The organism is Rhizobium sophorae (genome assembly GCF_013087515.1).
Taxonomy (GTDB): Bacteria; Pseudomonadota; Alphaproteobacteria; order Rhizobiales; family Rhizobiaceae; genus Rhizobium; species Rhizobium sophorae.
In genome coordinates, this window is sequence record NZ_JABFCN010000029.1 from 46,123 (window position 1) to 58,858 (window position 12,736).

Here is a 12,736-nt window from a genome sequence, read left to right on the forward strand (position 1 = left end):
GCCGTTCATCTCAGGTTCGGCCGAACGGATTTATCGATAGGCGACACTGGTTTATTCGGAAATTGATGGCATGATCATTCTGGCGCTCGACACGGCGGGTGTGGACTGTGCTGCCGCTGTCTATGACAGCGGCAGGAGTACGGTGCTGGGGGAGGCATCGGACATGATCGGCAAGGGGCATGCTGAACATCTGATTGGTATCGTCGATCGCGCACTCGATCAGGCGGGACTGGCCCTTTCTGATATCGACCGCCTTGCCGTCACCATCGGTCCCGGCTCCTTTACCGGTATCCGCGTCGGCGTTGCCGCAGCCCGCGGTTTTGCGCTTTCCCTCAATGTGCCGGCCGTCGGCGTCACCACGCTCGAAGTCATGGCATCAGCCCAGCGCGACAAGACGCCTCATCGCGCCGTGCTGGCGGCGATGGATGCCAAGCGGGACGAAATCTACCTCCAGTCCTTCGCAGCCGACGGTTCGCCCCTCGACGCGCCACGGGCAGTCAGCGTTGCGGAAGCGCAGGCATATGCTGCCGGCTTCGACGGCGAGATCACCGGTTCGGCGACGCCCCTCCTGAAGGCCGACGTCGGCGGCGATCACACCAACAGATTCCCGATCTCCGTCGTGGCGCGCCTGGGCGCTGCCGCCTCCCCCGATGCCGGAAAGCCGAAGCCTCTTTATTTGCGCGGACCCGATGCCAAGCCGCAGGCCGGGTATGCGATTGCCCGACGAGTATGACGATGCTGGAAGCCTATCTGACGCTGAAACCGGAATTCGAGATCATCGCAATGGAGCGCGAGGATTGCCGCGATGTCGCCATCCTGCACGGCGAGCGGTTCGCCCGGCCCTGGGGCGACGGTGAATTTCACGGACTGCTGATGCAGGATACCGTCTTCGGCTTCGTCGCGCGCCAGACCAATGCCATCCTCAAAAAGCCGCTTCCCGGGTTCATCCTCGCCCGCCATGTCGCCGGCGAGGCGGAGATCCTGACGATTGCCGTGCAGGCGAAGGTTGCCCGTGCCGGTCTTGGCTGGCGGCTGATGCAGGCGGCGATGCGGGAAGCGCGGTCGCGCGGCGGCGAGAATATGTTTCTCGAGGTCGACAACGGCAATACGGCAGCGCTTGGCCTCTACCGCAAGCTCGGCTTCGAAAAGGTCGGCGAACGTCAGGGTTACTACAGACAGGAAAACGGCGCCCTCTCCACGGCGCTTGTCATGAAGCGCGTTCTTCGGTAGTTCCTGCCAGCGAGATGACATGCAGGCTGGCGCAAATGCCCCAGCGGCGTTGTCGAAACACGAATATCTCTATAGGCCGGCGATGACTGATGTAGCCAAGACCCTCGAGGAGCTTTGCACCGAACGCGGCATGCGCATGACCGAGCAGCGCCGCGTGATCGCCCGCATCCTGGAAGACTCGGAAGACCATCCCGACGTCGAAGAACTCTACCGCCGCTCGGTGAAGGTCGACGCGAAGATCTCGATCTCGACCGTCTACCGCACCGTAAAGCTGTTCGAAGATGCCGGCATCATCGCCCGCCACGATTTCCGTGACGGACGCTCGCGCTACGAAACGGTGCCGGAAGAGCATCACGACCACCTGATCGACCTGAAGACCGGCACGGTCATCGAATTCCGCTCGCCGGAGATCGAAGCGCTGCAGGAGCGTATCGCCCGCGAGCACGGCTTCCGGCTGGTCGACCATCGACTAGAGCTCTACGGCGTCCCGTTGAAGAAAGAAGACCTCTGAAGCAATGGCCGTCCGGGAGACCAGCATTTGATCGCCTGGCTGCGCATCGCCTTCGCCGCGATCGTCATCCTTGCGGTCAGCATCGTGCTCATGCCGCTGCAGCTGCTGGCGCTGCGCTTCGACTGGCGGCTGCGCCGCCGGCTGCCGCGCGTCTGGCACCGTATCGTCTGTTATTGTCTCGGCATCCGCGTCCACGTCACGGGCAGGCTGGAAGACCGCCGGCCGCTGATGCTCTGCTCCAACCATTCCTCCTGGCTTGATATCATGGTGCTGTCGGCCGTTGCCGACGTCGCCTTCATCGCCAAGATCGAGGTGAGCGACTGGCCGATCTTCGGCACGCTCGCAAAGCTGCAGAAGAGCGTCTTCGTCGTGCGCGAGGAGCGGCGCAAGACCGGCCATCAGGCAAATGAGATCGCCGGACGCATGGCCGACGGCGAGATCGTCGTCCTCTTCCCCGAGGGCACGACCTCGGACGGCAACCGGCTGCTGGAGGTCAAGTCGTCGCTGTTCGGCGCCGCCGCCATGGCTGTGCCCATGTCGCCGGCGGGAACCGTCGTGGTGCAGCCGGTGGCGGTTGCCTATACCAGGGTGCACGGCATCGCCATGGGGCGCTATCACCGGCCGCTCGCCGCCTGGCCGGGTGATATCGAGCTGCTGCCGCACCTCCTTGACATCGTGCGCTGCGGCGCGATCGACGCCGAGGTTTCTTTCGGCGAGGCGGTGGATTACCGCGCCGAGACCAGCCGCAAGGAGGTCAGCGCGACGATCGCCTTGCGCATCCGCAACCTCCTGAACAGCCGCCTGCGCGGGCGAGAAATCTCTTAGAGCCTTTCCTGGTCAGATTGCAGCATCCTGCCGGAACAGGTTTTCGTCAGGGCAGCGGCGATTGGCGATGGGCGTACCTCCTGGTACGTCCGAGCCGATCGCGTCTGATCCTGGCGCAAAGATGCCCGGCCCTTCGGGTTGGCTGAAACGGGCCGGCTGATCGACCGGCCGGCTTGGCCGTAGAACTTGGCTACGACGCGCGCCGGCCGGTCGACCATCCGACTCCGTTTGAGCCAACAGAATGCTGCAATCTGACCAGGAAAGGCTCTAGAAGAAGATTTCGATTTTCTCGGACGGCAAAAACCACTAAATAGCGCGCCATGACACAGGACAGCGCCCTTCTCCAGGCCCCGGAGGCAATCCCCCACGAGGGGCCCAGCGACAGCCTCCGCGACGGCAGCAACAGCCGCAAGGTCTTCATCAAGACCTATGGCTGCCAGATGAACGTCTACGATTCGACGCGCATGAGCGATGCGCTCGCCCGCGACGGCTATGAGCCGACTGAAGATATGGAAGAGGCTGACCTCGTTCTCCTCAATACCTGTCACATCCGCGAGAAGGCGGCCGAGAAGGTCTATTCGGCGCTCGGGCGGCTGCGCGAGATGAAAAAGAAGAAGGCGGCGGATGGCCGAGAGATGATGATAGGCGTTGCCGGCTGCGTCGCCCAGGCCGAAGGCGAGGAGATCCTGCGCCGCGCACCCGCGGTCGACGTCGTCATCGGCCCGCAGACCTATCACCGCCTGCCGGAGGCGTTGCGCCTGGCCCAACAAGGCCAGCGCGTCGTCGATACCGAATATGCGATCGAGGACAAATTCGAGCATCTGCCGATCGCCGAGAGCCGAAGGATCCGCGCCCGCGGCGTCACCGCCTTCCTGACGGTGCAGGAGGGCTGCGACAAATTCTGCACCTTCTGTGTCGTGCCCTATACACGCGGCTCGGAAGTGTCGCGGCCGGTTTCCCAGATCGTCGAGGAAGCTGAAAAGCTTGCCGACAGCGGGGTGCGCGAGATCACCCTGCTCGGGCAGAACGTCAACGCCTGGCACGGCGCCGGGAGCCAGGGCGAGGCATGGAGCCTCGGCGACCTGCTCTACCGGCTGGCCGAGATCCCCGGCCTTGCGCGGCTGCGCTATACCACAAGCCATCCGCGCGACATGGACGACCGGCTGATCAATGCCCATCGCGACCTGAGCGCACTGATGCCCTATCTGCACCTGCCGGTGCAATCGGGCTCGGACCGCATCCTGAAAGCGATGAACCGGCGCCACACGGCGGCCGAATATCTCACGCTGATCGAGCGCATCCGCACGGTGCGGCCCGACATTGCGCTGTCGGGCGATTTCATCACCGGCTTTCCGGGGGAGACAGATAAGGATTTTGAGGATACACTGAGGCTTGTGGAGGAGGTCCGTTATGCACAGGCCTTCTCGTTCAAATACTCGACACGGCCGGGCACACCCGGCGCGGAACTGAAGGACCAGGTGCCGGAAGAGATCAAGGCAGAACGGCTGGAACGCCTGCAAATGCTTCTTCTGAAGCAGCAGCAGGAATTCGCCGAATCCTGCATCGGCAAAGAGATCGACCTGTTGCTCGAAAAGCCCGGTCGCATGCCGGAACAACTAATCGGACGCTCTCCCTGGCTTCAATCCGTGAATGTTGATGCAAAAGCATCGCAAATCGGTGACATTATTAAAGTGCGAATCACAGGAACCGGAACAAACAGCCTGTTTGCGGAACGCGCAGAGGCTGCGGTTTAACCCAAGGAGCCCGACCGCTTGAACGGACAAGAATTGGTTTCTTCTTCACCGCGCCACCCCCGCACGCCGAGCGATACCAATCACTTCGTCCTGACGTTCGAGAACAACCGGTTCGCCAGCGAGCTCTTCGGTCAATTCGACCAGAACCTCAAGCTGCTCGAGCAACGGCTGAACATCGATGCGCGGGCACGCGGCAATTCGGTCGTCATCACCGGCGATATCGTGACCACCAATCAGGCGCGGCGCACGCTCGACTATCTCTATGAAAAACTTCAGAAAGGCGGCAGCGTGGAACGATCCGACGTCGAGGGCGCAATCCGCATGGCGGTCGCCGCCGACGATCAGCTCAGCCTGCCGACCATGGAGCGCAAGGCCAAGCTGACGATGGCGCAAGTGTCCACCCGCAAGAAGACGATCATCGCCCGCACGCCGACCCAGGACGCCTATATCAGGGCGCTGGAACGCGCCGAGCTCGTCTTCGGCGTCGGCCCGGCCGGCACCGGCAAGACCTATCTCGCCGTCGCCCATGCTGCTCAGCTGCTGGAGCGCGGTGCCGTCGAAAAGATCATCCTCTCGCGCCCGGCCGTCGAGGCCGGCGAGCGCCTCGGCTTCCTGCCCGGGGACATGAAGGAAAAGGTCGATCCCTATCTTCGTCCGCTCTATGACGCACTCTACGACATGATCCCCGCCGACAAGGTCGACCGGGCGATCACTGCCGGCGTCATCGAAATCGCGCCGCTCGCCTTCATGCGCGGCCGCACGCTCGCCAACGCCGCCATCATCCTCGACGAAGCGCAGAACACGACGTCGATGCAGATGAAGATGTTCCTGACGCGTCTCGGCGAGAATGCCCGCATGATCGTCACCGGCGACCCGAGCCAGATCGATCTGCCGCGCGGCGTCAAATCCGGCCTCGTCGAGGCCTTGCAGCTTCTGAACGGCGTCGAGGGCATCTCGATCGTGCGCTTCACGGATACCGACGTCGTCCGCCACCCGCTGGTCGGGCGCATCGTCAGAGCCTATGATTCCACCTATGCCGTCGCCGAAGACGTCAGCCGGCAGGGCTAATGGCCGAACTCGACATCCAGATCAGCGTCGAGGACATCGGCTGGCCCGGCGAGGAGACGCTACTGTCGTTTTGCGAACGCGTGCTCAGTGCCGCCGCGGTCTATCTCCGCGACAGCGAGAAGCAGCCCTTCCCGACGATGCCGCCCGAGGTTTCGCTTGTTTTCACCGACGATGCTTCGATCCAGGACATCAACGCCGAATGGCGCGGCAAGGACAAGGCGACCAACGTGCTCTCCTTTCCGGCCTTTCCGGTTCAGCCCGGCAAGATGCCAGGCCCGATGCTCGGCGACATCATCATCGCTCGGGAGACGCTGGAGCGGGAAGCGGCCGAGCTCGAAAAGAGTTTCGACGACCACCTGACCCATCTTCTGGTGCACGGTTTCTTGCATCTTCTCGGCTACGACCATATGAATAGTGCCGAAGCCGAAATTATGGAGGGGTTGGAGACTCGCATTTTGGCGCAGCTCGGCCTATCTGATCCCTACGAGGGTCAAGACCTTAAAATGGAACCATGAGCGACTTTACGACGAAGCCGGCGGCAGACGCCAAGGACTCCGAGCCATCCTCCTCTTCCGACGAGGCAGGCAGTAGTAGTCGGCCATCCGGCCGATCACAATCCTTCTGGTCGCGCGCCGCGCGCATCCTTCGCCCGCAGCAGGGTTCGCGACTGCGCGAGGATCTCGCCGACGCGCTGATGACCGATGCGGCCGGCGACGACGCCTTTTCGCCCGACGAACGGGCGATGCTCAACAACATCCTGCGCTTTCGCGAGGTCCGCGTCGCCGACGTGATGGTGCCGCGCGCCGATATCGAGGCGGTCGACCAGAACATCACCATCGGCGAACTGATGATCCTCTTCGAGGAATCCGGCCGCTCGCGCATGCCTGTCTATGCCGATACGCTCGACGATCCGCGCGGCATGGTGCATATCCGCGACCTGCTCTCCTATGTCGCCAAGCAGGCGCGCAACAAGCGCCGTGGCCCGACGAAACCGGCAGCTGTCGTGCCGGCGATCGAGGTTGCGCCCGAAAACATCCAGAAGACCACGCGTTCGGCCAAGCAGAATTTCGATCTCGCCCGCGTCGACCTGCAAAAGACGCTGGCCGAGGCCGGTATCATCCGCAAGATCCTGTTCGTGCCGCCGTCGATGCTGGCGTCCGACCTGTTGCGCCGGATGCAGGTGAACCGTACGCAGATGGCGCTCGTCATCGATGAATATGGCGGCACTGACGGCCTTGCCTCGCATGAAGACATCGTCGAAATGGTGGTCGGCGACATTGACGACGAACATGACGACGAAGAGGTGATGTTCAAGCGCGTCGCCGAGGACATGTTCATCGCCGACGCCCGCGTCGAGCTGGAAGAGATCGCCCAAGCGATCGGGCCGGATTTCGACATCAGCGAGCAAGTCGACGAGGTCGATACGCTGGGCGGCCTGATCTTCTCCGCACTCGGCCGCATTCCGGTGCGCGGCGAGGTCGTCCAGGCGCTGCCGGGCTTCGAATTCCACATCCTCGACGCCGATCCGCGCCGCATCAAGCGGCTGCGCATCACCCGCAAGCGCCACGCGGTTCGCCGCCGCGCCAAGGCGGATGGCGACGCCGCTCCCGGCTCCGAGACCGGCGACGACCGGCCGGCGGAATCGACCGCCAACTGACGGGACAAAGAGCCGCTTTTTTGAAAGACTGCGAATGGGTTGATTCGCGGTTTGATGGGAGTGCGCATGGAGCGGCTTGCGGACAGGGTTATCCTCGTCTGGGGTTTCAAACGGTCGCTGCTGGCTATCGCCGCTGGGGCATTCGCGGTTCTGGCGCTGCCGCCCATCGGCTTTTTCGCGGCGATGTTCGTTTCCTTCACGCTGCTCGTCTGGCTGATCGACGGGGCGGCGGCTTCGCCTGAAAGCGGCCTGATCGGTAGGCTGTGGCCGGCGTTTGCCACCGGCTGGCTGTTCGGCTTCGGCTATTTCGTCGCCGGCCTCTGGTGGCTCGGCCATGCGCTGCTGGTCGATCAGGAAGAATTTGCCTGGGCGCTGCCCTTAGCAATCCTCGGGCTGCCGGCCTGTCTTGCGATCTTCTACGGCCTGGCGGCCGCCCTTGCCCGCGTCGTCTGGTCTGATGGCATGGGGCGGATCGCCGCGCTTGCGGCAGGCTTCGGGCTGATGGAATGGCTTCGAAGCGTGATCCTCACCGGCTTTCCCTGGAACGCCATCGGCTACGGCATCATGCCGGTTCCGCTGATGATGCAGTCCGCGCATGTGATCGGGGCGATGGGCGTGACGGCCCTTGCCGTCTTCGTCTTTTCTGCGCCCGCCCTTGCCGGGACGCGACAGGGCGCGCGACCGGGCATTGCGCTCGCCCTCCTGCTATTTGCTGCCCATCTCGGTTATGGCGCTTATGTTCTCCATCTCGCGCCGCGTCCGGACGCATTGCCTGAGGACAAGCGGCCGGTGGTGCGGCTGGTGCAGCCGGCGATCGACCAGACAGAGAAAATGGATAATGACGTCGACCGCGCCGCAATCTTCGAGACGCATCTGAAGCTGTCGGCCGAAGCGCCGAAGAATGGCGGGCGCAAGCCCGATATCATCGTCTGGCCGGAAACCGCGATCCCCTTCATCCTGACCGACAATCAGGATGCGCTGACGCGGATTGCCGATACGCTCGATGACAATCAGATCCTGATCGCCGGCGCCGTTCGCGCCGAGGAGATGGGACCGGGCACACCGCCGCGCTACTATAATTCCATCTACGTGATCGATGGCCGCGGACAGATCATCGCCGCCTCCGACAAGGTGCATCTGGTGCCCTTCGGCGAATATCTGCCCTTCGAGGACGTGCTCACCGAATTCGGCATCCAGAACGTCGTCGAGATCCCGGGCGGCTTTTCGGCCGCGGCAAGCCGGCACCTGCTGGCACTGCCCGGCGGGCTCAATCTCTATCCGCTGATCTGCTACGAGATCATTTTCCCCGGCGAAATGACCGGTGACATAAAAGACGCCAACGCGATCCTCAATATCACCAACGATGCCTGGTTCGGCGCGACGCCCGGCCCCTACCAGCATTTCCAGCAGGCCCGAGTGCGGGCTGTTGAAACCGGCCTGCCGCTGATTCGCGACGCCAATAGCGGCATTTCAGCGCTGGTGAATGCGCATGGGGAAATTATTGCGGGCCTCGATCTTGGAGAAACCGGCTTCGTCGATGCAACGCTCGATAGTATCAGCACTGGAGTCGGAACGACATTCCCCCGGCAAACATACTTCTGGTTGACCGAGGCGCTGCTGATTTTGATTGCGCTAATTTCTCGCAGAGGTTTTATTTCCGGGTTGAATTGACCAAAAACCCCTAAAATTGCATAGTGATGTCAATCGGCGTTCTTAACGTATGTTTGAAGGTGGGTTCCTCACCGCTTACAACGTGGCGTTTTGGGATGGATCAGGGGCATGCCGGTTAGAAACAGGTTAAAATTCTTAGCTAGGGCACGACCATGATTGAAAACAAGAAGAAGCCGAATCCGATCGACATCCATGTTGGCAGCCGTATTCGCCTCCGCCGTACGATGCTGGGCATGAGCCAGGAAAAGCTTGGCGAAAGCCTTGGCATCACCTTCCAGCAGATCCAGAAATACGAAAAGGGCACCAACCGTGTCGGCGCAAGCCGTCTGCAGAACATCTCGAACATCCTCAATGTTCCGGTGTCGTTTTTCTTCGAGGACGCGCCCGGCGAACATTCCAGTGCCGGCGGCGGCATGGAAGCCTCCAGCTCGAATTACGTCGTCGATTTCCTGTCGTCCTCGGAGGGACTGCAGCTCAACCGCGCCTTCGTCAAGATTTCCGATCCGAAGGTTCGCCGGAAGGTCGTGGAGCTGGTGAAGGCGCTCGCCGCTGAAGCCGACTCCGACTGAACCACGACCATCGCAGAATTCGAAAGGCGGTCGAAAGGCCGCTTTTTTGCGTTTTTGGGGCAAAATTTGTCACTTTGCCGCAGATATAAAGATATATTTATGTCCTTCTGCGCTTGTCATCGGCTCTCGAACTGAGTACCTACTAGCTGGCTTTTATTCTTTGAGGGGAATCCCGAAATGCGCGCGAATTATCTCTTTACCAGCGAGTCTGTTGCCGAAGGTCATCCGGACAAGGTCTGTGACCGCATCTCCGACGAGATCGTCGATCTGGTCTACCGCGAAGCGGCCAAGACTGGCGTCAATCCGTGGGGCGTGCGCATTGCCTGCGAAACGCTGGCAACGACCAACCGGGTCGTCATCGCCGGCGAGGTCCGTCTGCCGCCGAGCCTGATGAAGAAGGACAAGGACGGCAAGGACGTCATCAACCCGTCGAAATTCAAGGCCGCCGCTCGCCGCGCCATCAAGGATATCGGCTACGAGCAGGACGGCTTCCACTGGAAGAAGGCAAAGATCGACGTGCTCTTGCACTCGCAGTCGGCCGACATCGCGCAGGGCGTCGACAGCGCTTCTGACCAGCAGGGCGACGAGGGCGCCGGCGACCAGGGCATCATGTTCGGTTATGCCTGCCGCGAAACGCCAGACCTGATGCCGGCCCCGATCTATTACTCCCACAAGATCCTGCAGCTGCTCGCAGTTGCCCGCAAAAAGGGCGACGGCGAAGTCGCCAAGCTCGGCCCCGACGCCAAGAGCCAGGTGACCGTGCGTTACGTCGACGGCAAGCCGTCGGAAGTAACCTCGATCGTGCTTTCGACCCAGCATCTCGACGAGAGCTGGGATTCGAAAAAGGTCCGCGCCGTCGTCGAGCCCTATATCCGCGAAGCGCTCGGCGAGCTGAAGATCGCTGACGATTGCAAGTGGTACATCAACCCGACCGGCAAGTTCGTCATCGGCGGACCGGACGGCGATGCGGGCCTCACCGGCCGCAAGATCATCGTCGACACCTACGGCGGTGCCGCTCCGCATGGCGGCGGCGCTTTCTCCGGCAAGGACACGACCAAGGTCGACCGTTCGGCCGCCTATGCCGCCCGCTATCTTGCCAAGAACGTCGTCGCCGCCGGCCTTGCCGACCGCTGCACGATCCAGATCTCCTACGCGATCGGCGTCGCCCAGCCGCTGTCGATCTATGTCGACTTGCATGGCACCGGCAAGGTCACCGAGGATCAGATCGAGGCAGCGATCCGCAAGAACATGGACCTTTCGCCGACCGGCATCCGCCGCCATCTCGACCTCAACAAGCCGATTTATGCCAAGACCTCCGCTTACGGCCATTTCGGCCGCAAGGCCGGCCGCGACGGCTCGTTCTCCTGGGAGCGCACCGACCTCGTGAAGGCGCTCAAGGAAAGCGTGAAGGCCTGAGATAAAGCATGACGGATATGGAACGCCGCGGCCGGGCGACCGAAGCCTTCTTCGGTCGCCGCAAGGGCAAGGCCCTGCGCGAACAGCAGGCCGAGACGCTGAACAGTCTCCTGCCGGCATTCCTGATCAATCTCTCAGCGGCTCCCCCGGAGCCGCTGACATCCCTCTTCCCGGTTCCCGTCGAAAGATTACGACTGGAAATCGGTTTCGGCGGCGGCGAGCATCTGATCCACCGCGCGCTGGAGAGGCCTTCGACCGGCTTCATCGGTGTCGAACCCTTCGTCAATTCCATGCAGAAGCTGCTGTCGCGCATCGGCGAGACGGGTGCCTCCAATATCCGCGTCTATAATGACGACGCGACGCAGCTGCTCGACTGGCTGCCGGACGGGTCACTCGATCAGATCGATCTGCTCTATCCCGATCCCTGGCCGAAGCGGAAGCACTGGAAGCGGCGCTTCGTCTCGAAAACCAATCTCGACCGCTTTCATCGCGTGCTGAAGCCCGGCGGCCTGTTCTGTTTCGCCTCCGACATCGACACCTATGTGAACTGGACGCTGATCAAATGCCGCGATCATGGCGGTTTCGACTGGATAGCCGACAATGCAGCCGATTGGCTGACCCCCTATGAGGGCTGGCCGAGCACACGGTACGAGGCCAAGGCGCGGCGCGAGGGCCGGTCCTCGGCCTATCTGACTTTCAGGAAAATCTGAGGCTGCCGGCAAGTCGGCGAACACGCCGAACGCGCTACGCTCTCACTTCCGGCGCGTAGAGTTCCGCCGTGGAACGGTTGCAATTGGCGCTCCCGCGACTATTTTCTGTGCTGGCCACCCTCCTCTCAAATGGAAGAGAGAAAATGACCGGGAGCAATTCATGTGCCGAAATATAAAACCCCTGTTCAATTTCGATCCGCCAGCGACGGACCACGAGGTCCATGATGCCGCGCTCCAGTTCGTGCGCAAGGTGAGCGGAACGACCAAACCGTCGAAGCGCAATGAGCTCGCATTCGAACGCGCGGTCAATTCGATCGCGGTATGTGCCCGCGAACTGCTCGATTCGCTGGAAACATCTCAACCTCCTCGTGATCGCGAAGAGGTCGCGGCAAAGGCGCGCGCGCGAACGGCGGTGCGGTTCGCTTAAGGAAACCCTGTCGCGCACAGGAGATCTCAATCAAGGCTCAAATGGCCTTGACGGTCAGTGCAGGCTGACTGTCTTCAATTCGTCCTCGGCAGCCTTGAAGAAGGTGCTGGAGCGGTTGTCGGTCAGCAGGATCGGCGTGCCGTCGGCGCCGAAGAGTGCCCAGAGATCGACGTTCGGATCGATATCCGGCGCCTCGGGAAAGCACTTGGCGACCTCATCGGTCCGCATTTTTCTGATATAGGCGACCTCGCCGTTGCCGATGTGGGCAAGCTCGGATTTGGTCAAGTGAGACGTGGCTTCTTTCATCAACATTCCTGTTCCTCCGGGAGAAGGGACCAACGGTTCGACAAACCGTTGTGCTACTGTGAGACCGAAATGTTAATTTTCTTGACCATGCGCGCGGGTTCCGGACGAATTAGATCGACGGAGAGCAGACCGTTCTTCAGGCCGGCGCCGAGCACCTGCATACCGTCGGCAAGAACGAAAGTCCGCTGGAACTGACGGGCGGCGATACCGCGATAGAGATAGTCCCGCTCGCCCTGTTCGACCTGACGGCCGCGGATCACAAGCTGGTTTTCCTCAATGGAGACATCAAGTTCCTCCTCGCTGAAACCGGCCACGGCAAGGGTGATGCGCAGACGTTCCGGCGCGCCGGTGTCGGCGGCGATGCGTTCGATATTATAAGGCGGATATCCGTCACTCGCCTTGGAAATGCGCTCCAGCGTCTTTTCCATGGCATCGAAGCCTAGAAGCAGCGGGCTGGCGAAAGGGGTAATGCGGCTCATCTCTTTTCAAGTCCTTGATTCAAGCGACCATCCCGGACCTTAACGGCAGCATCCGGATGCCGCTAATATGGGAAGAGGAGCCCGGCGCTGCAAGGCATCGGACGCGCTGCGCC

15 protein-coding genes are annotated in these 12,736 nt (G+C 61.8%); 13 read left to right on the plus strand and 2 right to left on the minus strand.

All coding sequences use genetic code 11. The features are described 5' to 3' along the window. Positions 1 to 70: 70 nt before the first annotated feature. From tsaB to G9X64_RS17135, 13 genes are all read left to right on the plus strand, one after another. Complete coding sequence (gene tsaB / locus G9X64_RS17075) at positions 71 to 733, plus strand: tRNA (adenosine(37)-N6)-threonylcarbamoyltransferase complex dimerization subunit type 1 TsaB (protein WP_168307950.1); 663 nt, start codon at positions 71 to 73, stop codon at positions 731 to 733. Then, a complete protein-coding gene (locus G9X64_RS17080) occupies positions 730 to 1,230 on the plus strand; it encodes a GNAT family N-acetyltransferase (RefSeq protein ID WP_171377015.1) in 501 nt (166 codons plus the stop codon). Before tsaB ends, G9X64_RS17080 begins: the two co-directional genes overlap by 4 nt. Before the next feature lie 82 nt (positions 1,231 to 1,312). Next, positions 1,313 to 1,741 (plus strand): Fur family transcriptional regulator, encoded by a 429-nt coding sequence (locus G9X64_RS17085; RefSeq protein ID WP_003544875.1) that lies wholly within the window; start codon positions 1,313 to 1,315, stop codon positions 1,739 to 1,741. Between the two features lie 27 nt (positions 1,742 to 1,768). Next, on the plus strand, positions 1,769 to 2,566 hold the full coding sequence (gene olsA, locus G9X64_RS17090; protein WP_168307952.1) for a lyso-ornithine lipid O-acyltransferase: 798 nt from the start codon (positions 1,769 to 1,771) through the stop codon (positions 2,564 to 2,566). Between the two features lie 320 nt (positions 2,567 to 2,886). Beyond that, positions 2,887 to 4,320, plus strand: a complete 1,434-nt coding sequence (gene miaB, locus G9X64_RS17095) for a tRNA (N6-isopentenyl adenosine(37)-C2)-methylthiotransferase MiaB (protein ID WP_171377016.1) — start codon at positions 2,887 to 2,889, stop codon at positions 4,318 to 4,320. A gap of 18 nt (positions 4,321 to 4,338) precedes the next feature. Next, positions 4,339 to 5,388, plus strand: a complete 1,050-nt coding sequence (locus G9X64_RS17100; RefSeq protein ID WP_003544862.1) for a PhoH family protein — start codon at positions 4,339 to 4,341, stop codon at positions 5,386 to 5,388. Further along, positions 5,388 to 5,903 (plus strand): rRNA maturation RNase YbeY, encoded by a 516-nt coding sequence (gene ybeY / locus G9X64_RS17105; RefSeq protein ID WP_168307954.1) that lies wholly within the window; start codon positions 5,388 to 5,390, stop codon positions 5,901 to 5,903. Before G9X64_RS17100 ends, ybeY begins: the two co-directional genes overlap by 1 nt. After that, positions 5,900 to 7,045, plus strand: a complete 1,146-nt coding sequence (locus G9X64_RS17110) for a hemolysin family protein (protein ID WP_168307955.1) — start codon at positions 5,900 to 5,902, stop codon at positions 7,043 to 7,045. Before ybeY ends, G9X64_RS17110 begins: the two co-directional genes overlap by 4 nt. A gap of 66 nt (positions 7,046 to 7,111) precedes the next feature. Then, positions 7,112 to 8,716: an apolipoprotein N-acyltransferase gene (gene lnt / locus G9X64_RS17115; RefSeq protein ID WP_171377017.1), complete on the plus strand. Its 1,605-nt coding sequence runs from the start codon at positions 7,112 to 7,114 to the stop codon at positions 8,714 to 8,716. Positions 8,717 to 8,868: 152 nt separating this feature from the next. Beyond that, positions 8,869 to 9,285 (plus strand): helix-turn-helix domain-containing protein, encoded by a 417-nt coding sequence (locus G9X64_RS17120; protein WP_168307957.1) that lies wholly within the window; start codon positions 8,869 to 8,871, stop codon positions 9,283 to 9,285. A 177-nt stretch (positions 9,286 to 9,462) separates the two neighbouring features. Then, entirely contained in the window at positions 9,463 to 10,701 is a 1,239-nt protein-coding gene (gene metK, locus G9X64_RS17125) for a methionine adenosyltransferase (protein WP_168307958.1), read from the plus strand. An 8-nt stretch (positions 10,702 to 10,709) separates the two neighbouring features. Further along, positions 10,710 to 11,411: a tRNA (guanine(46)-N(7))-methyltransferase TrmB gene (trmB, locus tag G9X64_RS17130; RefSeq protein WP_168307959.1), complete on the plus strand. Its 702-nt coding sequence runs from the start codon at positions 10,710 to 10,712 to the stop codon at positions 11,409 to 11,411. A 160-nt stretch (positions 11,412 to 11,571) separates the two neighbouring features. Next, complete coding sequence (locus G9X64_RS17135; protein WP_171377018.1) at positions 11,572 to 11,838, plus strand: DUF2277 domain-containing protein; 267 nt, start codon at positions 11,572 to 11,574, stop codon at positions 11,836 to 11,838. 54 nt (positions 11,839 to 11,892) lie between these two features. On the opposite strand, the gene G9X64_RS17140 is transcribed toward G9X64_RS17135, so the two are convergent. Beyond that, positions 11,893 to 12,150 (minus strand): BQ00720 family protein, encoded by a 258-nt coding sequence (locus tag G9X64_RS17140; RefSeq protein ID WP_003544838.1) that lies wholly within the window; start codon positions 12,148 to 12,150, stop codon positions 11,893 to 11,895. 47 nt (positions 12,151 to 12,197) lie between these two features. Beyond that, positions 12,198 to 12,623: an Hsp20 family protein gene (locus G9X64_RS17145; RefSeq protein ID WP_003544836.1), complete on the minus strand. Its 426-nt coding sequence runs from the start codon at positions 12,621 to 12,623 to the stop codon at positions 12,198 to 12,200. Positions 12,624 to 12,736 lie beyond the last annotated feature (113 nt).